The organism is Flavobacterium sp. TC780 (assembly GCF_056783245.1).
The window spans coordinates 16033-39376 of the sequence record NZ_JBXBAV010000008.1 but is presented as its reverse complement, the minus strand read 5'-3'; the positions used below and the strand labels follow the sequence as shown (position 1 = coordinate 39376).

The following is a 23344-nucleotide window of genomic DNA, read 5'->3' as shown; positions in this document are numbered from 1 at the left end:
GTGCATCTTACTTTGACGTTACGTATTGCTAAGGTTAATACATGCTCCTGTTGTTAGGGAGGCAGCACCTAAATAGAACAATAGTTAAAAAAGTACTTTTTTTGATTTTTAAATGCATTTTGTTTTCAATAGTGCTAGGATTGTTTTTAACGATGGTTGGCGGCTTAGCTTATTTCGTTTATTTAAGACTTTTTACCCAAGAAAAAGATGATTCTCCTATTTGGGTTGCTTTTTTATGTATCTTTTTTCTAGCATCACTTATTTTGGCTGCTGTAGGTCTTTTTATCCAAAGTAAAGAGGGGAAGAAAAAGAAAAAACTACCTTTTATAAGTTGGAAAAGCAGGCTGAAACCCATATGGTAGTGGAGTTAAATTTAGCTAATGCCAAATTAGATGAATTTCCAGTAGCAATTTTGCAATTTAAAAACATTAAGTTTCTGACTTTAAGTAATAATAATATTAGTGAAATTCCTAACGAGGTCAATAAATTACAGCAATTGATAGGTTTAGATTTAAGTAATAATCCTATTTCTGATTTAGAAAATAAGATTCGAAAGTTGCTTGCCAATCGGGTCGAAATTGTGTTTTAATAATTTTTAATAATGAACGAATTTTTTACATTTTTTGATCAAAATCAAGTGGATGGAGGGATGGTTGTTTTCCTGATGTTCTTTAGTCTTGGGATTGCCTTGTTTCAAACTATAATTCTTTCGGGTTTATATAATTTAAAATTCCCAAGTTGGTTGTTTTTTGTCTTGTGCCCATTGTGTATTGGTCTGAGCTTTCTGTTTGTTTCCAAATTTACTCTTATGGTTTTCTTTTTTTATTTGCATCTGTTTTTATACTTGGCATTATTTGGATGATATTTATCCGGAGATCAGAAGTAGTAAAACAGAAAAAGCAGAAAGAGAAAAATTTAATAGAAAACACAACATCAAAAAACACCTTTAAAGCAGAAGTTACTCGGCTTGCTTATGATAATAGGAGTCATTGGGATATTTTTTTGGTTGCTTTATATAGAGAAATTACATTTTCTGTTCTTTATCTGAGGTTAGGAGTCTTATTTTTATAAAAATGATTTTCTTTCCCAGCAACAAAAGCAAGTTCTTAAACTTAGGCAGTTTTGCCCACTTTAAGATGAATGCTATTGCAATGGGATTAGTTGAGGTAGAGGGCGATTTAGAAGAAATTGAACCTATTATTTCTCCTTATTTTAGTAAACCCTGCATTGGATATTATTATACAATCGAAGAAGAAGGGCCAGCAGATGATGATGGTAAGAGATCCTATAGAACTATATTTACAAGCTAAAAGTAGGAGATTTTAAAATTAAAGACGAAACAGGAAGTGTTCTGTAAATGGAGAAGGATTAAGAATCTATTTTGACAGGATTGATAAGCAAGAGGGAGGGAAAAAGAGATATTTAAAACGTATTTAAAGAATAAATGACTATATGTTACTTATTGGTTATGCTGATTCAGATGATGGTAATGTCGTTCCCGAAGGAATTGTAATCGGCGTTTTTGGAGTTGCAATACCTCAAAGTATTTCGTTTGAATAATACCAACCATTGTTAGTTTCATTTTTAACAACGCTATTTTTTATCACACTTATACTTATGTATATCATTTTCAATTAAATAAATTATGTCAGCCGAAAACATTGCTTTAATCGTGGGGTTAATTTTGTAATTATACTACTTAACTTTTTTATAGGTACTTATAATAAGCTGGTTATGCTAAAGAATAACTTCGAAAAAGCTTTTAGGAATATTGATGTCGATTTTGATGCAAAGAGCAGAAGAATTACAGAACTGGTTAAAGTCGCCTCTAAGTTTATGTGAACATGAAACCGATATGTTGAGCTCAAGAATCTGACCAAGCTTCGTACTGATTTTTTGAATTCTAAAACAGTCGATAGAAATGAAAATGCCAACGAGTTTTCTAAATCTTTAAAAACGTTGTTTGCCGTTTCCGAAAATTATCCAACGTTAGCATCTAACTCAAATTTTCTTGAATTACAAAGACGAGTTTCTCAGATGGAAGATAAAATCGCTGATAGAAGAGAGTTTTTTAACGATAGTGTTAATCTTTATAATATCGGAATTCAGGAATTCCCTAATCTTATTTTGGCAAAAATGCTCGGTTATCATACACAAACCCTATTTGAAGTTTCAACAGAAGAAAAAGTATATAATGGAATTCAATTTTAATAGATTCTTCGGTTATGAAACCGAAATAAACAAAGCAACTGATTTGGTTTTAATCTATGGATTTGCGGTTTTAATCTTTGGTATTGTAGGATTAGCACTTATTGCAGCCGTATTTAGGAAGATTGGTTTTACTTCTATTATTAGTTATTTTATATCACCGTTACTATTGTGTTTAGGACTTACATTATTGATCGCGATATTACCAACTATTATTTTTTGTGTAGTGGCTTCGGATATTTCAGGTGTACAGCTTATTTATAGTTGGATAACAATTTTTTTAGGAATGCTATTCTTTGTAATGTTTAATCTTAATACAATCAAGAAATTTGTGAAAGAGTTTGGTAAGATGTCAGAACAGCAAGAGTTTAGGAACAGAAACAGATAACGCAACATAATTGCATTTTTGGATTTATGTGATTAATTTCACAAATGAATTTGTGTTGAAAATAGATTTTGCAACATCATTGCAATAATATAAGGTTTCTAATTTTTGGAGGCCTTACTCTTTTGAAACAGTAATCAGTAGAGGTTATTTTTAAATTAATTATTTGATTTAGTGCACGTTTCGTTATTTGAACTTTTACTAAATAATTCCCCATGATTGCATGAAATCGAAGATCCGACGAAGTCAATCCTTTTGTATGGTGATGAGGCTAAAAATTCGCAATCTAAACTACGTAATCGCATTAACCTTAATTAGAAGAAATGAGACATTAGAATACCATACAAAAGAATTAGACCACGGGTTATATTGGTTAAATGAATTAGCCGAAATTTTATATCCCAACTTTAATATTGATTAAAGCAAAAGCCTCAACCTTTAAAGTTGAGGCTTTTTAGATAGTCTTTTTTGATAATGCATAAGTAAATACTACATTCTGTTTTATAGTTGTTTATTTTTTTGGTTTTATTATTCTTAATGAATACAATAATTTGCCTTTTCTATAAGATGGCTTTTCATCAGACTTAGTTAGAAGTACAAGGTCATATAATTCTATTTTATCTTTTTGAAATTCAATTCCTAATTTTTTATCAGATCCATCAACAGTGGTAAAGCGTATTGCTGTTATGCCTCGAGTATCTGCTGAATCGCCATTGATGCTAATATAATAGTCTTTAAAATTTGAAAGACCTTCTACTTTCCCGTCTTCAGTAAACTTAATTTCAGTTTTTGAAGATTTGGTTGAATAAATGTTATCAGAGAGTGTTTTGTTTATTAAAAGGCGGAGTACAGTTACGTTTGTCTCTTTTGCTTTTTTTACCAATGAACTATCAGCTTTGACATATTCTTGTGAATGATAACGGCTATCGAGTGGCAATAGGATTAAATTTCCGTCTTGGATTACTGCTTTTTGTGTTTTGGTTTCATACAAATGGTTCACTAAAGTATCGTTTTTAATGGACGCTAAATAGTGGCTCTTTTCCAGATCTTCGTTTATAAAAGTAATACTGTCTTTCAAGTTTTCCAGTACTATGATTTCTGTAACTCCATTGTCAATAGTTTTGATTCCATTATCAATAATTATGTTATCGATAAAGTCTTTTGCAATCCAAGTGCCTGCAAAAATATTAGGCTGTTCTTTTTTTATTTCTTGTTTAGAATCTTTACATGATGTAGCTGTAAGTACTAAAAATAGTATTGATGTATAGTAAAAGGTGTTTCCGATAATTTTTTTCATAATTGCAGTGTAAATGATTTAGTATAAATATATCTAATAATTAATTGATTATCTAGTGTGGTTATAATTAAAAAGGCCATTTGAAATTTCAAATGGCCTTTTGGATATGTTTAGGCTATTAAAGCCTCAAAACTATTGTTGTTTCTTTCTATAAACTAAAAGAAGCTCCTAAGCTAAAAGTAAATTGATTGTTTAAATGGTCAAACATCTTATCGTTGTCACCATATTTAGCTATTGGAAAGCCAAGTTCTGTGAATACTCCAAAACCTTCAGTAAAGAAATAACGACCACCAACATGACCGCCAAAGTTTCTTAATCCAAGACTTAATCCTGGGTAAACATCTAGTTTTTTATCTACATTTATTACGCTTCCTAGGTTAGCGTTCATTCTAACTTTTGCATCAAAACGATCTTTAAAAGCAGGTTTTACACCATGATATTGAATTGTGCCATAAAAGCCATTATATTCATTTATCCCTAATAAATAGTTGCTTACAATCCCAACAGAAAAATTTTCTCCTAGTCCAAAATCTACCGAAGCTTGAATTCCTGTACCACCATCTTGAATGTTTGCACCTATGTTAACCTTTGTGTCACCTTTGCCGCTGAAAGCTTGTTGCGCTTGAGTTAAACCAAATGCTAATAAAAACGCAAGTGTAATAATCTTTTTCATAAAATGTAATGATTTATAATTTTTGCAAAAATAAGTTTTTATATATTAATTCCTGCCTTTTTCGTCAAAATACAACTCGTTTAAAGGGTCACTTTGCCAGAATTCTTTACTGTCAATATCCATAATGGTTAACTTTCCTGTAAATGCAGCACCAGTATCAACGTTCCAAACATTGGCCTTTTGTATAGGAACTGTTTCATGAATTCTAGTAACAGGAGTATGGCCGATAAAAATTTCTTTATACAGTTTTAATCTTTTTGGATAGAATAGAGAATCCGTTTCCATATTTGGATCTAATGCCATAGCAGTTTCCCACAGCGTTCTATCCCAAAAAAATGATTCAAATGAATATTCATAAGTCACACCTCTTAAGTTAGTAAAACCTGCATGAATAAATAATCTATTTTCTGAATCTAGATAATAACCTTGTAATGATTCAAGAAAAGTAACATGTATTTGTTTGTGTGTATCACTAATCGATTCGTAAGCAAGAACAGTTGATTCACCACCATGATGATGCCATAATTCATTGTCTCTGCCATCTCTCATCCATTGTTGAAGTAAATCATCATGATTACCTCGGATGTAAATACAGTTTTGTTTTTGTTTTAATTCAATTAAAAAATCAATCACTTGTGGTGATTGACTCCAGCCATCAACATAATCACCCAAGAAAATTAAAGTGTCTTTGTCTGTTACAGCAGCTCTTTCAAGTATTTGTTCTAATGCGATTAAGCCACCGTGTATGTCTCCAATAACGAATGTTCTCATTTTAATGTTTTGTAATGTACTTACAAAAATAGGAGAAAATGATTTGGCTTTTGCTTATTCACTTGTTAATGTTTGTTATTATCGCTAAAATCTAATACCAGCTGTTTTTAAAATTAATTTGAGTTTTTTTTGTTTGCTAGGTTAGTTACAAAAATTAACGAAAAAAGTAAAAATATTTATGATCATTTTATTCTCTTTTCTTGGTTTCCTATCTAAATTTGTAACATGTCTGACGTGCCTACATATCGAAAAATCATCCATATTGATATGGATGCATTTTATGCCTCGGTAGAGCAAATGGATAATCCAGATTTGCGCGGTAAACCTATTGCTGTGGGAGGATCTGAGAATCGTGGAGTTGTTGCAGCAGCAAGTTATGAGGCTCGTAAATTTGGTGTTCGGAGTGCAATAAGTGGCATGCAGGCTAAGCGCAATTGTCCACAGCTTATCTTTGTTCGTCCACGATTTGATCGATATAAAGAGATATCAAATAAAATTCATAAAATTTTTCATGAATATACAGACTTAGTTGAGCCACTTTCACTTGATGAAGCTTATCTTGATGTTACGATTAATAAAAAAGGCAATCCAAGCGCGAGTTTATTGGCGGAAGAAATTAGATTGCGAATTTTTAATGAAGTTGGATTAACCGCTTCGGCAGGAATTTCAGTTAACAAGTTTGTCGCCAAAATTGCAAGTGATTACAATAAACCCAACGGTCAAAAAACGGTTAACCCTGATGAAATAATTCCTTTTTTGGAAGAATTACCTATTCGGAAGTTTTATGGAGTAGGGAAGGTAACTACCGAAAAAATGTATCAGCTTGGTATTTTTACAGGAACAGATTTAAAGAGTAAAAGTTTAGAATTTCTAGAAAAGCATTTCGGCAAATCAGGGACTTTTTATTATCATGTTGTACGTGGAATTCATAATAGTGAGGTAAAATCAAATAGAATAACGAAGTCAGTTGCAGCAGAACATACTTTTGATGTTAATCTCTCTTCAGAAATTTTTATGTTGGAACAACTTGAGCGAATTGCTAATTCTTTAGAGAGACGTTTGCAAAAGCATAAAATTTCTGGTAAAACAGTTACTCTTAAAATTAAGTATAGCGATTTTACACAGCAAACCAGAAGTAAAACATTACCTTATTTTATAGCCGATAAAAGTTTGATTATGGAAACCGTAAAAGAGCTCCTGTATCAGGAACGAATGAAAGATTCAGTTCGTTTGTTAGGTATTTCATTAAGCAATCTTAATACCGAAGTTAAGAAGGCGATTGTTGTACAGCTTAAGTTTAGTTTTTGAATTGGTTAGAAGGGTGTTAAATGTTTCAAAAAGTTATGTCAGGTTGTTTTTTAAAATTATCTTGAAATTTAAACTTTTGTATTGGTTTTATGTAGAAGCTTATGCTGTTAGAATTACGACCAATATCAATTATAATCGGATGCTTTTATTATGAATAAGGAATATTTATTAGACAAAATCCGCACCGCACCTGTAGGCTTTGGTGTCGATGAAACACAAAATTGGCTCTCTAGCATTCCTGAAATTAAGAGTTTTATTGAACTTGAAGATTTCTTTGATGATGAAAGTTTTTCTGCTCAAGAGTTCAGGGCTTTAACTGGAATTATGTATCGTAGATACCTTGAAGGCGATGACAAAGGAAATTTATTTGATGGTAATTACGAAAATTACATCATGCATAATACAATTTCTGATAGTTTTGATGGGCTATTTTTTTTTGGTGATAGTAGTCAGATACTAGACTTTCGGTCTTTGGATAAAAAAATGTTCAAGATAAAAGTGTGTGGTGCGCGAAAAGTTAGTAAAATTATTTTGCCACTTAACGTTAAATTTGAGGCTTTGAATATAAGCTATACACTTAAACTAACTCATATAGAAAATATTGAAAGAATGGTTGACTTAAAAGTTTTATCATTTGACAAGTGTAAACTTTTTTTAGATTTTAAGTTTATTGAAAGACTCAATAAACTTCGATTTCTAGGGATTTCGGGAACATCAGAACTTCCTGAGTTGGATTTCCTTAATGAAAAAAGTAATATTAGTGTTTTACATCTAGTTGATACAAATGCGATGAAGTTAAAAAATACAATTGAGAATTTGTCTAAGTTAAAAAAGCTTAAATTTTTAAGAATTAAAGCTAACCAAAAAGAATTAAGAGAAATTAGGGAGCAATTACCTAAGTGTCTCGTTAATGGCTTCACGTTAGAGGAATCATTGAAAGAAAACTAGCAGTAAAAAATAAAATAGATACATTGCGATCTTCTGAAGAAAAAAAGTCTTTGAAAAATATTACCCTAACAAATGGTTAGGATTTTATTAAAGCGGATTTTCGGAATGCAGCACCTCTATGACTTTATTATTAACAACTTATGAGAAATTTAACTTTCGCCCAATTACGGAATAACTACTTAAAATTTTGCCCAAAAGACCCTGTGTCTCAAAAAACAGTTGAGGCAATTGAAGGTTTATTATACATCTCATTGCCTAGTGACTTAAAGGAGATATCATCTTTTTATTCTGGCGGAATGTTAGGAGGTATTTCGCACTTTGAAATATCCGATATTTCTCAGGCTGATAGCATCACAGAAAAAACATTAGAGTGGCGGACAAGTATAAACCTTCCTCAAAATTACATCGCAATTGCTGAGCCTCCTGAAAGCTTGATTGTTTTAGATGTAGAGAAAAACAAAGTGTTTTGGTTAAGTTCTACAGATGCAGTGCGACTAAACACTGGAGAGGAGTTTTTATCTGATTTCGATTTATTTGATAATTATGAGAGTTTTTTTATTTTCTTGCTAAAGCTAGAGGCAGAAGAAATGGAAGGGTAAACTGCTATCGGTTTTGAGTTAGATACATTTTGAGTACTATATCCAGTGCTATCCTTTTTGGTTGCATATGTAACTAAGTTATCGATTCTGTCAGGTTATTAGGTATTTCATTAAGCAATCTTAATACCGAAGTTAAGAAAGCGATTGTTGTACAACTTCAGTTTGAGTTTTAAACCCCTTAAACAAGCGTTAAATACCGAATAAGACTATGATTGATGTTGTTTTCAATTTATCTTTGAATAAATTTTTATCTTATGTATAATTTAGATGCTTACGATGCTGCAATTGCAAAATACCATCAAGAGATGAATTGCAATGTTATTCCAGTGATTTCATGGGATTTTCATCACGAGTCTTTAAATGATTTAAAAAGTAATTATTCTGATTGGCAAAAAGTACATCATATTGCAGATCAATTTAATTGGGATGATTCCGAATTTGATGTTTTAGAACGATTGAAAGAAGAAGTTGTGGTAATTACAGATTTGAAACTGAAGATTGTTTTTGCTTCAAGCCGTATTCTTAATATGACAGGTTATACAGAAGTTGAGATCCTTGGTAAATCGCCTAAGATGTTTCAAGGACCTGAAACTTCCTCTGTTGTTAGAGAAGAAATTAGATTGGCAATAAATTCTCAGGAAACGTTTGAAAAGACTATTCTGAATTACAAGAAAAATGGCGAAACTTACTTTTGTACGATAAATGCATTTCCCGTTTTTAACTTAAAAGGGAAATTGACTCACTTTATTGCTTTTGAAAAAGCAGCATAAAAAAAGCCTTTTTGATTTTCAAAAAGGCTTTTTTATATAATTGAAACGATTAGTCTCTACTATTCAGTTTAGATAACAGTCTCAAAAATTCGATATATAACCAAACCAAAGTAATCATTAATCCCATTGCACCATACCATTCCATGAATTTTGGCATTCTTTCTTGAACACCTTGTTCAATTCTGTCAAAATCCAAGAATAGGTTTAAAGCAGCAATAATGATTACGAAAACACTAATACCAATACTCATCATAGAGCTACCATGATGAACAGGTGTAAAGCTTGTAAACATTGAAACTAACCAAGAAATCAGGTAATAAGTTGCAATTGCCAAAGTAGCTGCCACAACAACAGATTTGAATTGCTCAGTTACTTTTATAATTTTGTATTTGTATAAACCTAAACAAACCATGAAGGTTACAAATGTTGCACCAACAGCTTGTATTACGATTCCTGGATACATAGCTTCAAAAATTGCAGATATTCCACCAATAAACAAACCTTCAAACAAAGCATAACCTGGAGCTAAGTAAGGAGAAAGTTGTGGCTTGAATGCCGAAATTACAACTAAAATTAATCCAACGATTGCTCCGCCAATTGTAGGAAGCATAGGGTTGATTCCGTTAAAAGACATCCACCAAGTTATCATTGCAGTAGCAGTAAGCAATAAAAATAAAATAAGAGTTTTATTGATAGTGCCAGATAGTGTCATTTCATTACCATAATCGATAATTGTTGCCTGATGAGGATTCTCACTTTTTGCTGCAACCGAAGTTGGAGAAAAACGTTTATTACTGAAAAACGGATTGTTTGAGTTGAAAGCCATAATAGATTTATATTTTAAAACGTACCAAATATAACCTATATTTTGATATTTGCTATAATTGCTATAAATATTTTAACACTTGAATTATGCCTTTTTGATACCAAGAGACTTATGAAATTACTAGGTTTTTTTAATAAAATGTAATTTTATAAAGTTGCAAGATATAATAGTTTGGAAGATTATTGATATTTAAAAATAGATGATTTTAATTTTCAATTGATTCAATCAAATCAAAATATTGTTAAGTTATGTTCCCCTTTAATGCTATACTGAATGTTTGTCACGCCAAGTCGCAAAGCCGCTAAGTAATTAGATGTAAACTTTGCACCTTGGCGTCTTTGTGAGAGAATTTACTGAACGCATTTTATTTAGCGCTGCCTCTTGTCTTAGCTGGAGGCTGATGAATTGAAACTATAAAAAATAACACCATATAGGTCATGTAACTTTATTTAAGGAAAAGAGCTAAAATTCATATTTTCATAAATGGTCTAAACAAAAAAGCCACCAAGTTTAAAACTTGATGGCTTGTATTTTTATGTAATTAAGATTAGTTCAAAAGATCTAAAACTAAGGAAGGGAATAAACCGATAATGATGTTTAATAGTATTGAAACTACTGCAACAGCATAAATAAGGAAAGGTCTTCCTGTACGAGTTTCATTCGGCTCTTTAGTGTACATTGCTAATATTAATTTGAAGTAATAACCAACACTTATGATAGAGTTAATTACTGCAACAATTACTAATGCTAAATATCCAGCCTGCAATACTTGATTAAATAAGAATAACTTAGCAAAGAATCCAGCAAAAATTGGAATACCAGCCATCGATAAAAGCGAAGCCGTAAGGATTGCTGCTAACAAAGGATTCGTTTTCCCTAAACCATGAAAATTAGTGATATCCTCGTTGTCTTGATTTTTACAAACATATAATATAACGCTAAAAGCTGCGATTCCAGCCAATGCATAAGCAGTAGTGTAATATAAAAGAGTTCCTGCAGAAGTAGCTAAAGTTAATAATGTCATTAACATGAAACCAGCATGCGAGATACCAGAGTAAGCCAGCATACGTTTTACATTAACTTGACGCAATGCCATGATATTACCAACAGTCATAGACAACATCGAAACAATTACAATTACGATTACATAACTTTCTGAAAGTTCAGCATTGAGTATCGTTAATAGTTTGTATAAAGTAGCAATAGCAACAACTTTTGCCAAAGTACTCATTAAAGCAGTCGTTAAAGCTGGAGAACCTTCGTAAACATCAGGAGCCCAAAAGTGGAAAGGAACAGCTGCAACTTTAAATAACATACCAACAGTTAATAGAACAATACCAATTGGGAACCAAATAGGCAACTCAGCAGATTGAGATAATTCACTAATTTCGACTACATCAAAACTACCCATAGCACCATAAATCAAACAGATTCCGAATAAGATAATACCAGAAGCAAAAGAACCCATTAAAAAATATTTCATTCCAGCTTCATTACTTTTTATCTTAGTTCTATCACTTGCTGCTAATACATACAACGCGATTGATAATACTTCAATTCCTAAAAAGAACATAGCTAAGTTTCCAAAAGAAACCATTGCTACAGCTCCTGCTAATAAAAATATTTTTATAGCTATATAATCAGAAATTTTCGTTTGATGATCTTCGTAGAAATTGTAACTCAAAGCCACTAAGAAAATGGTTAAAACAATAAACAAAGAAGAAAATGCCGTAGAGTACTTACTCACCGCAATCATGTTATTGTAATAACTTTCGGTTAAACCAAATTCTGAATAGTTTATTGCCAAAACGCCTAATAAACCAACTATAGTTACTGGAATAATGGCTTTTCTTAAATTAAGAATTTCAAACAGTAGGCAAAAAACACCCAATCCTATTATAGCTATTAATGTATTCATTTTTGTTTTTTTGATTTAGGAATCTAAAACTAATGATGCCCTAATTTATTTTTATTTAAAATATGTTATTTATTCTTTAGCAGTGTAACTCTTTTAAGTCAGATTAGATCTGAAATCAAAAATGGCTACCCTTCATTCTAAAACCTTAATTTCTATGTATAACTTTTAAAATTACATCTAAACTTGGAGAAATCAAATCTGTAATTGGTTTTGGATATAATCCAAAAAAGAATAATACAGCAATAATCGCTACAAGAGAAATTCCTTCAGAAATAGATACATCAGCAAAAGGTTTAGTATTTGTTTCACCTAACATTACATGTTGGAACATTTTAAGCATATAGTAAGCACCCAAAATAATAGTCGTTCCACCTATAACAGCAAACCAAATATTAATTTGAGATAGGCTATATAATACTGTAAACTCTCCAACAAAGTTAAATGTAGATGGTAATGCTACCGATGCCAATACTAAAATTAAGAACATCGAAGTAAATTTAGGTGATTGGTAACGAATTCCGCCTAACTCAGCAATAGCTCTAGTTTCGTATCTTCTAAAGATGATTTCTGCAGCCAGGAACAAACCTACTACAACAAAACCGTGTGCGATCATTTGTAAAACAGATCCGCTTAAACCATCAGCAGTTAGAGTATAAGTACCTGCAGCAATTAGCCCAACGTGTGCTAATGAAGAATAAGCAAGTAATTTTTTTAAGTCTTTTTGTCTTAATGCAACAATAGAACCATAGATTACACCAGCTATACCTAATCCGATAAAAACAGACATGTATTCTTTTGCAGGAATCGGCGCAATTGGCAATTGCCAACGAATGATACTGTATAGTCCCATTTTAAGCATAATACCTGATAAAAGCATAGTTCCTGCAGTAGGTGCTTTTTGGTACACACTTGCTTGCCAGGTATGAAAAGGAATAAGAGGAATCTTAATAGCATAAGCTAAGAAGAAAGCCAGGAAAATCCAAAGTTGTTCAGTTGCAGTTAAATCAAGTTCATATAAATCTGTCAATAAGAAGCTACCTGCTTTTGTGTATAAATAAACAAATGCTACAAGCATGAATAATGAACCAGCAAGAGTGTAGATAAAGAATTTAACTACCGCTTTTTTGCGTTCTTCAGTATCACCATTACCCCAAATTAAGGCAATGAAATAAATAGGGATTAATGATAATTCCCAGAAAATATAATATAACAAACCATCTGCTGCAAGGAAAGTCCCCACCATTGCAAATGCCATGAATAAAATTAAAGCATAGAATCCTTTTGCATTCGGGTAAGAGTTACCAAAAGAAGAGATTATGATTATAGGCGTTAAAGCAGTTGTAAGCAGTAACATTGCAATACCCAATCCATCTGCATTTAATACAAATGAAATTTTAGGCTGAATAATCCATTGGCTAATATAGCTGATGCTTTCGCCAAGATTATAATGATTTAACAATACAATCGAACAACCTAAAGCAGCTAAACTAAAGAACAGGGCTACTTTTGAAGCTAGTTTATCACCCACAAAATAAGTGACAAATGCACCAATTAAAAGTATAATTAATATAAGAGAAACGTTCATAGTTATTAAATTATTAAGCTAAAAATATATAAGAAACAATGGCACACATACCCAAAACAAATGCGAACAAATATAGTCCGATACTTCCGCTTTGTAATCTTCTACCTTGATAACTTATCTCATTGGTTACTTTTCCTAATCCGAAAACAAGTGCTGATATACTTGTTTCAACATAATCTCTAAAGAATTTAGACAATCCATTAATAGAGCGCACAAATAAATAATCGTAAGCCTCATCAACATAATACTTGTTGTATAATACTTTTGCAACTCCAGTTATAGATTCATCTTCATCAGGAACATTATTTTGTTTGATGTATTTTAAGTAGGCGATAAAAATACCAACTAAACCACCAATAACAGCAACACCCATTAAAGTATATTCAGTAGGTCCTAAGTGATGTGCTTCGCCAGCAACTTTTGTAAAAAGTGGAGCTAAATAAGTATTCAACCAGCTATTTCCAGGTAAGCTAATCAATCCGCCAAAAGTAGCTAAGATTGCTAAAACAATTAATGGGAAAGTGATTAAAGCAGGACTTTCGTGTAAATGACTTTTTTGATGCTCAGTTCCTCTAAAATCTTTGAAGAAAGTTAAGAACATTAATCTAAACATATAAAAAGCAGTCATGATAGATGCAACCGATGCAACAACATAAAGTGGAACGTTATGGTGAAAAGCAGTCAATAAAATTTCGTCTTTCGAAAAGAATCCAGAAAATAAAGGAACTCCCGATATTGCTAATGAAGAAACAAGCATCGTGATAAATGTAACTGGCATAGCTTTACGCAATCCACCCATTTTACGCATATCTTGTTCACCATGCAAAGCGTGAATTACAGAACCAGAACCCAAGAATAAACAAGCTTTAAAGAAAGCGTGAGTTATTACGTGGAAAACAGCTACTTCGTAAGCACCTAACCCTAATGCTAAAAACATTAAACCTAATTGCGAAACAGTAGAGTAAGCCAATACTTTTTTAATATCATTCTGAACCAGACCAATTGTAGCAGCAACAAGAGAAGTTATTGCTCCAATAATAGCAATTAAGCTTTGAACATCTGGAGTTAAATCAAAAACAAAGTTTAATCGGGTAATCATAAAAATACCAGCAGTTACCATCGTAGCTGCGTGAATTAATGCAGAAACCGGAGTTGGTCCAGCCATCGCATCAGGCAACCAAGTGTATAATGGAATTTGAGCTGATTTACCACAAGCACCAATAAACAAACAAAAAGCAGCTAAAGAAAGCAACGGAACATTTAAGTCAGTTGCACTAACGATTGCAGTTTTTATAGTTGCATAATCTAGAGAAGAGAACATTGAACCGATGATAAAAATACCAACTAATAATCCTAAATCCCCAATTCTGTTCATGATAAAAGCCTTTTTAGCCGCATCATTATATTCTTGGTTTTTATACCAGAAACCGATTAGTAAGTAAGAACAAAGTCCTACACCTTCCCAACCAATGAATAATACTAATAAGTTACTTCCAACAACTAGTGTAATCATGAAAAACACAAACAGGTTTAAGTAAGCAAAAAACTGGTGCATTTTCTCATCATCATGCATATAGCTGATAGAGTATAAGTGAATCAAAGAACCAATACCAGTTACAAAAAGCAACCAAAGCAATGATAATTGATCTAATAAGAAACCTAAATCAACTTTGAAATTACTTATCTGAATCCATTCAAATAAAGAAATGCTGATAGGTTGTTGAGTCTGATTTATTTGAAGGAAAAAATAAATAGTTACAGCAAATGAAACCACTACAGAAAGCGTTCCGATAGCGCCTGAAACTGTCTTTCCTAAACTTTTCCCAAAGAAAACATTGATTAAAAATCCTAAAAAAGGAGCTAATACTAAAACTAAAGCTAAATTGGTATCCATTGCCATTTATCCTTTTAAATTTTTTAAATTATCGATACTAATTGAATGTATGTTTCTAAATATCGATACTAAAATTGCCAATCCAACTGCAACTTCAGCTGCAGCAACTGCCATCGAGAAAAATACGAATACTTGTCCTTGTGCATCTTGGTGATAAGTAGAGAAAGCAACAAATAATAAGTTTACTGCATTAAGCATGATTTCGATAGACATAAAAACGATAATAGCATTACGTCTGTATAAAACACCAAATATGCCTACGCAAAAAAGGACTACACTTAAAAATATGTAGTTTTCAATACCTATTTGATTTAAAATATTATTCATTATTTTTTCGATTTTTCTTTTTTAGACAATAACACAGTTCCAATCATGGCAACCAAAAGTAAAATAGAAGCAAATTCAAACGGAACCATATATTCGTTCAGTAATACTTTACCTAATACTTTTATCGATTGAAAATCTTCACCAGTTGAGTCGTATTCACCAACAATTGGTTTAGAGTTAATAAATATTGCAATCAATACAATACAAATCAAACAGAAAGAAACTATAGCACCCAAACGAGTAATTCGGGGTTTATGTACTTCGTGTTTTTCATTCAGGTTCATCAACATAATGGTAAATAAAAATAAAATCATTATGGCTCCCGAATATACTATGATATGAACTATCGCTAGAAATTGAGCATTTAATAGTAAGTAATGACCCGCAATAGAGAAAAAGCAAATCACTAAATAAATAGCACTATGAATGGGATTACGACTAAAAATCGTTAAGAAAGCAGTTATCACTGTTATGAAAGCTAATATACAAAAAGTAATTTGTATTGCATTTGCATTTGCAAAATCAGGTATATGTATCATTAATTAGCGTTTTTAAGTTGAGCGTTTTTCATAGCCACATCTAATGGCATCACTAATTTGTCTTTTCCAAAAATAAAATCTTCTCTTTCATAACTAGAAGGAACTAATACTTTTGACGTAGTCAGGTAAATTGCATCTTTAGGACAAGCCTCTTCACACAATCCACAAAAAATACAACGCAACATATTGATCTCATATATCGAAGCATATTTTTCTTCTCTGTACAAATGTTTCTCATTTGCTTTACGTTCTTCAGCTTTCATTGTGATTGCTTCAGCAGGACATGACAAAGCACATAATCCACATGCAGTACAATTCTCACGACCTTGTTCATCGCGTTTCAACTGGTGTTGACCACGATAAACATCACTTCGTACTCGAACTTGTTCTGGATAGTGAATTGTTTTCTTACGTCTAAAAAAGTGTTTGATTGTAATAACCAACCCCTTGAAAATTGCAACAAGGTACAATCGCTCAAGAAAAGTCATCTCTTTATTAGAGACTAACTTTTTTCTACCCGATAATGATATTGTTTCTATCGACATTTTAATTTATCATTTGCGATTTTGATTCCAAAACCAAATTCAAAAATTTATTTCTTTTATTTTTATCTGAAGCTAATCCTGCTATCCGTTACAATCTTTATTGTTTTAAAGGAAAACAATAAAGGATTTCCACTTCTATCAGGGCTAGGTATTTCGTTTATTAAAACCCTAAATAAGCTGCAATTTCACCTCTTAACATCACAACACCTGTAATCATGATATTGATGATAGAAAGCGGAATTAATATTTTCCAACCCAAATGCATCAATTGGTCATATCTGAATCTTGGAATAGTCCAACGAACCCACATATAGAAAAAGATGAAGAAGCATATTTTGGCAAATAAAACAACCATTCCTAAAACGTTAGCCGGATTTACACCCGCATTCTCCACCATCCATTGCATACCAGGATAGTTATATCCACCAAAGAACAATACAGAGATAATAGTAGCCGAGATAAACATATTTGCATATTCAGCAAATAAATAGAATCCCATTTTCATTGAAGAATACTCCGTATGATATCCACCAACTAATTCCGTTTCACATTCTGCTAAGTCAAAAGGAGTTCTGTTTGTTTCAGCAAATGCACAAATAAGGAAAATCAAGAAAGATAAAGGTTGGTAAAATACGTTCCAGTTCATTTCAGCTTGTTGTAAAGAGATTTCTCTTAAGCTTAAACTACCAGTCATCATTAACAAAGCAATCATCGATAAACCCATTGCAATTTCATACGAAACCATTTGCGAAGCAGCACGAACCGCTCCCATCAATGAAAATTTACTGTTAGATGCCCATCCACCAATCATGATACCATAAACTCCAACAGAAACAACTCCGAAGAAATATAATAATCCAATGTTGATATCTGTAGCTTGTAGTAAAATATCTCTGCCAAACAAGTGTAACTTATCACCCCAAGGAATTACGGCACTTGTCATTAAAGCAGTACTCATGGCAATTGCAGGGCCTACAACAAATAAAAATTTGTTTGGAGTATTAGGGATAAATTCTTCTTTCGAGAATAACTTCATACCATCTGCAAGAGGTTGTAATAATCCACCCCAACCAGCACGGTTTGGTCCAACACGATCTTGTAAGTAAGCCGCGACTTTACGTTCAGCCCAAGTAGAATACATCGCCATAATCATAGTTACAGCAAAAACCACAAGAATTACAACACTTTTTTCTATTATAAATGTACTATCCATTTCTAAGAGTTTTTGTCGTTATTGGTTAATGGGATTTGTGCCATACTAATTTTTTTGCGGTCTTCATCTCTACCCAAAAGAATATTCTTCTCAGTAGCAATTTCTACTTTTTCTAACTTGCGAGTGTAGTTATTTTGGTTGATAACCGAATCTTTTTCAAACTCTCTTGGTCCTTCAATAGTCCAGTCAGCAACATTTTTGTGGTCAAAACGACAACTGTTACAAATAAACTCTTCTACTTCATGGTAAATATCTTTACGACCAGTAACACGTTGTATTTCGCCTCCAAACATCCAAACAGTTGTTTTACCACAACATCCAGGAGTTGTACACTCTCTGTGTGCGTTATAAGGCTTGTTAAACCAAACTCTTGATTTAAAACGAAACGTTTTATCAGTTAAAGCTCCAACAGGACATACGTCAATCATATTTCCAGAGAATTCATTATCGATTGCTTTAGAGATACCAGTTGAAATATTAGCGTGATCACCACGATCCAATACCCCATGAACTCTATTATCTGTCAATTGATCTGCAACTTGTACACATCTTTGACATAAGATACAACGGTTCATATGCAATTGTATATGCGGACCGATATCTTCTGGTTCAAAAGTTCTTTTTTCTTCAATGAAACGTGATTTCGGATTTCCGTGTTCAAAACTTAAATTTTGAAGATCACATTCACCAGCCTGATCACAAACAGGGCAATCCAAAGGGTGGTTAATCAATAAAAATTCTGTTACAGATTTACGTGCTTCCGTTACTCTGTCAGAAGATTTGCTGTTTACTTCCATACCATCCATACATCCTGTTACACAAGATGCCATCAATTTTGGCATTGGTCTTGGATCAGCTTCACTTCCTTTCGATACTTCAACTAAACAACAACGGCATTTTCCTCCGCTACCTTTTAATTTTGAGTAATAGCACATGGCTGGCGGAACTAAATCTCCACCAATCATACGTGCAGCCTGTAGGATTGTTGTTCCTGGCTCTACGTCTATACTTTGACCGTCTATGGTTACTTTCATCTCTATATTTTGTTATTTTAGTTTAAGGTTTAAAGTTCCAAGTTGTTGAACTTTAAACTAAAAAACTTTAAACTAATTTAAACTGTTTGTTTTGTTACTAAATGTTTTACTTGCGAAAAAGGCTCAGCAACAAAATGCTCTCTGTTTTTTATCTTTTCTGGGAAACGAACGTGGTATTCAAATTCATCTCTAAAATGACGAATAGCGGCTGCTACAGGCCAAGATGCTGCATCTCCAAGTGGGCAAATTGTATTTCCTTCAATTTTACTTTGGATGCTCCATAATAATTCGATATCCTCTTCACGGCCTTGACCGTTTTCTATTCTCCACAATATTTTTTCTAACCAACCCGTACCTTCACGACAAGGAGTACATTGTCCACAAGATTTCGTGGTGGTAAAAACGTGCAAAATTCCATGTATTTCTTACGATACAAGCAGTGTCGTTGTACACGATAAATCCTCCTGAACCTAACATCGATCCAGTAGCAAAACCACCATCACTTAAAGATTCGTAAGTCATTAAACGATCTTCACCATTTGCAGTTTTAAAAATTAATTCAGCTGGCAAAATTGGCACAGAAGAACCTCCTGGTACAAACGCTTTCAAAGGTCTGCTAGAAGACATTCCGCCTAAGTATTCATCAGAATTCATAAATTCATCAACACTTAAACCTAATTCAATTTCATAAACTCCAGGGTTTTTAACGTGTCCAGAAGCAGAGATTAATTTAGTTCCGGTAGAACGACCTACGCCAATTTTGGCATAATCATCACCAGAGTTATTGATAATCCATGGCACAGTGGCAATAGTTTCAACATTGTTTACTACGGTTGGGTTAGCCCAAAGTCCAGAAACAGCAGGGAACGGTGGTTTAATACGCGGATTTCCTCTTTTTCCTTCCAATGATTCTATAAGTGCAGTTTCTTCTCCACAAATATAAGCACCAGCTCCACAGTGAACGTGTAGTTCTAGATCATATCCTGATCCTAATATGTTTTTTCCCAAAAATCCAGCAGCTTTCGCTTCGGCAATGGCTCTTTCTAATATTTTGAAAACCCACATATATTCTCCACGAATGTAGATATATGATAAGTTAGCGCCTAAGGCAAAGCTTGAAGTAATCATCCCTTCAATCAATAAGTGAGGAATGAATTCCATCAAATAACGATCCTTGAAAGTACCTGGCTCAGATTCGTCGGCATTACAAACTAAATGTCTTGGTTTTCCCGATTTTTTATCAATAAAACTCCATTTCATTCCCGCTGGGAAACCTGCACCACCACGACCACGAAGACCTGATTTTTTTACCTCTTCAACAACTTCGTCTGGTGTAAGCGTTTTTAAAGCTTTTTCTACAGATGCATAACCACCATTTTTGCGGTACACTTCGTAGGTTTTAATACAGGAATATTGATTTTATCTAATAATATTTTCTGTGACATATTATTTATCGTGTAATATTATTTTATTATCCTTGCAATCAGCGATTAACTGATCAATTTTTTCTTCGGTAAGTTTTTCTTTGTAGAAATCACCTAACTGCATCATTGGAGCATATCCACAAGCACCTAAGCATTCTACACCAGCAATGCTGAACATACCGTCAGGAGTTGTTTCACCCATTTTGATACCTAATTTCTCAGATGTATAATCCATTAAATTTTCGGCACCACTTAAACAACAACAAGAAGTTTGGCAAAATTCAAACATGTATTTACCCATTGGTTTTTGGTTGTACATAGTGTAGAAAGTTACTACCTCATAAACCTCAATTGGCTTTATATGTAAAATTTCGGCAACCTTATCCTGTAACTCTATACTTAGCCAATTTTCATGGGCGTCTTGTACTTCGTGTAAAACAGGCAATAATGCCGATTTTCTTTTGTCTTCAGGATAATGACTGATTAGTTCATTGATGCGGTTCATCAATGCCTCAGTCATATTTATTTCTTGTTTGTAATGTGTTCTTTCCATTTTATTTTAAATCTGAAATCAAAAATCGTTATTCTACAATCTGAAATCTTTTAAGCGTCTAACTCTCCAGCGATAACATTTAAACTTGATAATATTACAATGGCATCCGATAACATAGCTCCTTTAATCATTTCAGGATAAGCTTGGTAATATATAAAGCAAGGTCTTCTGAAATGTAATCTGTATGGGGTTCTGCTTCCATCGGTTACAAGGTAAAAACCTAATTCACCATTTCCGCCTTCAACCGCATGGTATATTTCGGCAACTGGAACTGGAACTTCTCCCATTACAATCTTAAAGTGATATATTAAAGATTCCATGTTAGTGTATACGTCTTCTTTTGGAGGAAGATAGTAATCTGGAACTTCAGCATGATAAACATTTCCTTCAGGCATTTTATCTAATGCTTGACGAATAATGCTTAAACTCTCCCAAACCTCGGCGTTACGAACGCAGAAACGATCGTAAGTGTCTCCAGATTTCCCAACAGGAACGATAAAGTCAAAATCTTCGTAAGATGAATAGGGTTGTGCAACACGAATGTCGTAATCAACACCACTTGCACGCAAGTTTGGTCCTGTAAAGCCGTAAGCCATAGCTCTATCAGCACTTATTGCTCCAACATTAACCGTTCTGTCAATGAAAATTCTGTTTCTTTCGAATAAGCTTTCGAATTCTTTCCAAGCAACTGGAAATTCTTCTAAGAAAGTTTCGATTTTTTGAAAAGCGGCCTCAGACCAATCTCTTTCAAATCCACCGATTCTTCCCATATTTGTAGTTAAACGAGCTCCACAAATTTCTTCGTAGATTTCGTATATTTTTTCTCTAAATTGAAAAACGTAAAGGAAACCGGTATACGCACCTGTATCTACACCAAGAATTGAATTACAGATGATATGATCGGTAATCCTTGCTAATTCCATTACAATAACTCTTAGGTATTGAACACGCTTAGGTACTTCAATGTCCAAAAGTTTTTCTAGAGTCATCCACCATCCCATATTATTGATAGGAGAGGAGCAATAGTTCATTCGGTCTGTAAGAGGAGTGATTTGATAAAAAGGACGATTTTCGGCAATTTTTTCGAATGCCCTATGGATGTAGCCAATAGTTGTTTCAGCCTCAAGAATTCTTTCACCGTCCATTAATAGTACGTTTTGAAAAATACCGTGTGTAGCTGGGTGTGTTGGCCCTAAGTTCAAGAAGAAAGTTCGCTTTCCTTCGTCGTTTAGTTTCTGTTCGATTATTTTAGCATAGCGATGCTCTGGTGGTAATAATAGTTCTGACATTTATTTAATGTGAAAAATTATATGATTTTGTCTTAGCAATTTGTTGTTGTTCTTCCAAAGAACCTGTCGTCTTTATCTGTTCTTCCACTGTCTTCCAATGGGAACTCTTTACGCATCGGAAATGAAATCATCTCATCCATATTCAAAATACGTTTCAATTGTGGATGGCCGATGAAATTTACGCCATAAAAATCATAGGTTTCTCTTTCCATCCAGTTTGAACACAAGAAAATGTTTGATATGGTTTTTATTTCTGGCTTTTCACCATTGATAAAGGCTTTTATTTTTATTCTTTTATTCTCATACCAATTATGCAGATGATATACTATTGCAAATTGATGATCAACGTCATTGTCAGGGTAGTGGACACCACACAAATTGGTTAAAAAATGAAAACGTAATATCGGGTCATTTTTCAAAAAAAGAATTACAGCTGTAATTTTATCAGAATCAACTTCTAATGAAAAAATGTCTCTTTCTTGATTGAAATTGAAAACACTTTCTCCAAATGTTTCAATTAATTTATCTTGAATTTCTATTGTCTCTAATGCCATTTTGTTATTGAATGTTATATGAAGCCAATAATTCTTGGTACTCAGGTGAGCTACGTCTTCTTACAGACTCGCTTTTTACTAATTCTTGTAATTTCATTACGCCATCAAGAATTTGTTCTGGTCTTGGCGGGCAACCTGGAACATAAACATCTACAGGTATTATTTTGTCAATTCCCTGTAGAACTGAATAAGTATCAAAAATACCTCCAGATGATGCACAAGCACCTACAGCAATAACCCAACGAGGCTCTGCCATTTGTTCGTATACCTGACGTAAAACAGGGCCCATTTTTTTAGAAATAGTTCCCATTACCATTAACATATCAGCTTGACGAGGAGAAAAACTCACACGCTCAGAACCAAATCGTGCTATATCATAATGCGAAGCCATTGTTGCCATGAATTCGATACCACAACATGATGTTGCAAATGGTAAAGGCCATAATGAATTGGCTCTTGCTAAACCTACAACATCGTTAAGTTTTGTAGCGAAGAAACCCTCTCCTGTGACTCCTTCTGGCGGGGCAACCATATTTATATTTGAATCGCTCATTTTTATCTTAGATTTCTGATTTCTGATTTTAGATTTTTTGAAATCGTAAAAGGTGAAATCAATTTTTTTAAATCAATTGTATTAATTCGAGTGTTTCAAATTTCAAATAGTAATTCTAAGAATTACTAATC

The 23344-nt window shown here is 33.0% G+C and carries 26 protein-coding genes and 1 pseudogene; 10 read left to right on the top strand and 17 right to left on the bottom strand.

Translation table 11 applies throughout. The features are described from left to right. The first annotated feature begins 41 nt into the window (after positions 1–41). The 6 genes from AC1RYN_RS00735 (at position 42) to AC1RYN_RS00710 (ending at position 2596) form a co-directional block, all read left to right on the top strand. A complete protein-coding gene (locus tag AC1RYN_RS00735; RefSeq protein ID WP_481805437.1) occupies positions 42–362 on the top strand; it encodes a hypothetical protein in 321 nt (106 codons plus the stop codon). Beyond that, positions 362–589, top strand: coding sequence for a leucine-rich repeat domain-containing protein (locus AC1RYN_RS00730; RefSeq protein WP_481805436.1), 228 nt, complete (start codon positions 362–364; stop codon positions 587–589). Before AC1RYN_RS00735 ends, AC1RYN_RS00730 begins: the two co-directional genes overlap by 1 nt. Before the next feature lie 149 nt (positions 590–738). Further along, complete coding sequence (locus AC1RYN_RS00725) at positions 739–1071, top strand: hypothetical protein (protein WP_481805435.1); 333 nt, start codon at positions 739–741, stop codon at positions 1069–1071. Between the two features lie 2 nt (positions 1072–1073). Then, positions 1074–1310: a hypothetical protein gene (locus AC1RYN_RS00720; RefSeq protein WP_481805434.1), complete on the top strand. Its 237-nt coding sequence runs from the start codon at positions 1074–1076 to the stop codon at positions 1308–1310. Positions 1311–1896: 586 nt separating this feature from the next. After that, the gene (locus AC1RYN_RS00715; RefSeq protein WP_481805433.1) at positions 1897–2211 is read left to right on the top strand and encodes a LemA family protein; all 315 of its coding nucleotides are present in this window, start codon (positions 1897–1899) and stop codon (positions 2209–2211) included. After that, entirely contained in the window at positions 2195–2596 is a 402-nt protein-coding gene (locus AC1RYN_RS00710; protein WP_481805432.1) for a hypothetical protein, read from the top strand. Before AC1RYN_RS00715 ends, AC1RYN_RS00710 begins: the two co-directional genes overlap by 17 nt. A gap of 508 nt (positions 2597–3104) precedes the next feature. On the opposite strand, the gene AC1RYN_RS00705 is transcribed toward AC1RYN_RS00710, so the two are convergent. The 3 genes from AC1RYN_RS00705 to AC1RYN_RS00695 all read right to left on the bottom strand — a co-directional run bounded on the left by AC1RYN_RS00705 (position 3105) and on the right by AC1RYN_RS00695 (position 5334). After that, on the bottom strand, positions 3105–3890 hold the full coding sequence (locus AC1RYN_RS00705; protein ID WP_481805431.1) for a hypothetical protein: 786 nt from the start codon (positions 3888–3890) through the stop codon (positions 3105–3107). Between the two features lie 148 nt (positions 3891–4038). Then, positions 4039–4563: a DUF6646 family protein gene (locus tag AC1RYN_RS00700; RefSeq protein ID WP_481805430.1), complete on the bottom strand. Its 525-nt coding sequence runs from the start codon at positions 4561–4563 to the stop codon at positions 4039–4041. A 45-nt stretch (positions 4564–4608) separates the two neighbouring features. Then, the gene (locus AC1RYN_RS00695; protein ID WP_481805429.1) at positions 4609–5334 is read right to left on the bottom strand and encodes a metallophosphoesterase family protein; all 726 of its coding nucleotides are present in this window, start codon (positions 5332–5334) and stop codon (positions 4609–4611) included. Positions 5335–5559: 225 nt separating this feature from the next. Here AC1RYN_RS00695 and dinB point away from each other — a divergent pair, with 225 nt between their 5' ends. The 4 genes from dinB (at position 5560) to AC1RYN_RS00675 (ending at position 8959) form a co-directional block, all read left to right on the top strand. Beyond that, a complete protein-coding gene (dinB, locus tag AC1RYN_RS00690) occupies positions 5560–6642 on the top strand; it encodes a DNA polymerase IV (RefSeq protein WP_481805428.1) in 1083 nt (360 codons plus the stop codon). 150 nt (positions 6643–6792) lie between these two features. Continuing rightward, positions 6793–7590: a hypothetical protein gene (locus tag AC1RYN_RS00685; RefSeq protein WP_481805427.1), complete on the top strand. Its 798-nt coding sequence runs from the start codon at positions 6793–6795 to the stop codon at positions 7588–7590. 203 nt (positions 7591–7793) lie between these two features. Further along, a complete protein-coding gene (locus AC1RYN_RS00680; protein ID WP_481805426.1) occupies positions 7794–8189 on the top strand; it encodes an SMI1/KNR4 family protein in 396 nt (131 codons plus the stop codon). Between the two features lie 254 nt (positions 8190–8443). Beyond that, positions 8444–8959 carry a PAS domain-containing protein gene (locus AC1RYN_RS00675; RefSeq protein ID WP_481805425.1) on the top strand — a complete coding sequence of 172 codons (516 nt, stop codon included), beginning with the start codon at positions 8444–8446 and terminating at the stop codon, positions 8957–8959. Positions 8960–9008: 49 nt separating this feature from the next. Here AC1RYN_RS00675 and AC1RYN_RS00670 read toward each other — a convergent pair whose 3' ends face one another. The 14 genes and pseudogenes from AC1RYN_RS00670 to AC1RYN_RS00605 all read right to left on the bottom strand — a co-directional run bounded on the left by AC1RYN_RS00670 (position 9009) and on the right by AC1RYN_RS00605 (position 23213). Beyond that, positions 9009–9785 (bottom strand): Bax inhibitor-1/YccA family protein, encoded by a 777-nt coding sequence (locus tag AC1RYN_RS00670; RefSeq protein WP_481805424.1) that lies wholly within the window; start codon positions 9783–9785, stop codon positions 9009–9011. A 547-nt stretch (positions 9786–10332) separates the two neighbouring features. Next, positions 10333–11703 carry an NADH-quinone oxidoreductase subunit N gene (locus tag AC1RYN_RS00665; RefSeq protein ID WP_481805423.1) on the bottom strand — a complete coding sequence of 457 codons (1371 nt, stop codon included), beginning with the start codon at positions 11701–11703 and terminating at the stop codon, positions 10333–10335. 145 nt (positions 11704–11848) lie between these two features. Then, positions 11849–13288 (bottom strand): complex I subunit 4 family protein, encoded by a 1440-nt coding sequence (locus AC1RYN_RS00660; RefSeq protein ID WP_481805422.1) that lies wholly within the window; start codon positions 13286–13288, stop codon positions 11849–11851. 13 nt (positions 13289–13301) lie between these two features. Then, entirely contained in the window at positions 13302–15182 is a 1881-nt protein-coding gene (nuoL, locus tag AC1RYN_RS00655) for an NADH-quinone oxidoreductase subunit L (protein WP_481805421.1), read from the bottom strand. Between the two features lie 6 nt (positions 15183–15188). Further along, entirely contained in the window at positions 15189–15509 is a 321-nt protein-coding gene (nuoK, locus tag AC1RYN_RS00650) for an NADH-quinone oxidoreductase subunit NuoK (protein ID WP_035618229.1), read from the bottom strand. After that, the gene (locus AC1RYN_RS00645) at positions 15509–16048 is read right to left on the bottom strand and encodes an NADH-quinone oxidoreductase subunit J family protein (protein WP_481805420.1); all 540 of its coding nucleotides are present in this window, start codon (positions 16046–16048) and stop codon (positions 15509–15511) included. Before AC1RYN_RS00645 ends, nuoK begins: the two co-directional genes overlap by 1 nt. Beyond that, a complete protein-coding gene (locus AC1RYN_RS00640) occupies positions 16048–16593 on the bottom strand; it encodes a NuoI/complex I 23 kDa subunit family protein (RefSeq protein ID WP_481805419.1) in 546 nt (181 codons plus the stop codon). The genes AC1RYN_RS00645 and AC1RYN_RS00640 overlap by 1 nt, the downstream gene beginning before the upstream one ends. A 160-nt stretch (positions 16594–16753) precedes the next feature. Next, positions 16754–17806 (bottom strand): NADH-quinone oxidoreductase subunit NuoH, encoded by a 1053-nt coding sequence (nuoH, locus tag AC1RYN_RS00635; protein ID WP_481805418.1) that lies wholly within the window; start codon positions 17804–17806, stop codon positions 16754–16756. Between the two features lie 2 nt (positions 17807–17808). Further along, the gene (locus AC1RYN_RS00630; RefSeq protein ID WP_481805417.1) at positions 17809–18840 is read right to left on the bottom strand and encodes an NADH-quinone oxidoreductase subunit G; all 1032 of its coding nucleotides are present in this window, start codon (positions 18838–18840) and stop codon (positions 17809–17811) included. Positions 18841–18917: 77 nt separating this feature from the next. Next, positions 18918–20285, bottom strand: a pseudogene (nuoF, locus tag AC1RYN_RS00625) (NADH-quinone oxidoreductase subunit NuoF). Position 20286: 1 nt separating this feature from the next. After that, entirely contained in the window at positions 20287–20817 is a 531-nt protein-coding gene (locus tag AC1RYN_RS00620) for a complex I 24 kDa subunit family protein (RefSeq protein WP_035618214.1), read from the bottom strand. Between the two features lie 50 nt (positions 20818–20867). After that, the gene (locus AC1RYN_RS00615; RefSeq protein ID WP_481805416.1) at positions 20868–22106 is read right to left on the bottom strand and encodes an NADH-quinone oxidoreductase subunit D; all 1239 of its coding nucleotides are present in this window, start codon (positions 22104–22106) and stop codon (positions 20868–20870) included. Positions 22107–22138: 32 nt separating this feature from the next. Beyond that, a complete protein-coding gene (locus tag AC1RYN_RS00610; protein ID WP_481805415.1) occupies positions 22139–22660 on the bottom strand; it encodes an NADH-quinone oxidoreductase subunit C in 522 nt (173 codons plus the stop codon). 4 nt (positions 22661–22664) lie between these two features. Beyond that, on the bottom strand, positions 22665–23213 hold the full coding sequence (locus AC1RYN_RS00605; RefSeq protein WP_035618207.1) for an NADH-quinone oxidoreductase subunit B: 549 nt from the start codon (positions 23211–23213) through the stop codon (positions 22665–22667). Positions 23214–23344: the final 131 nt, after the last annotated feature.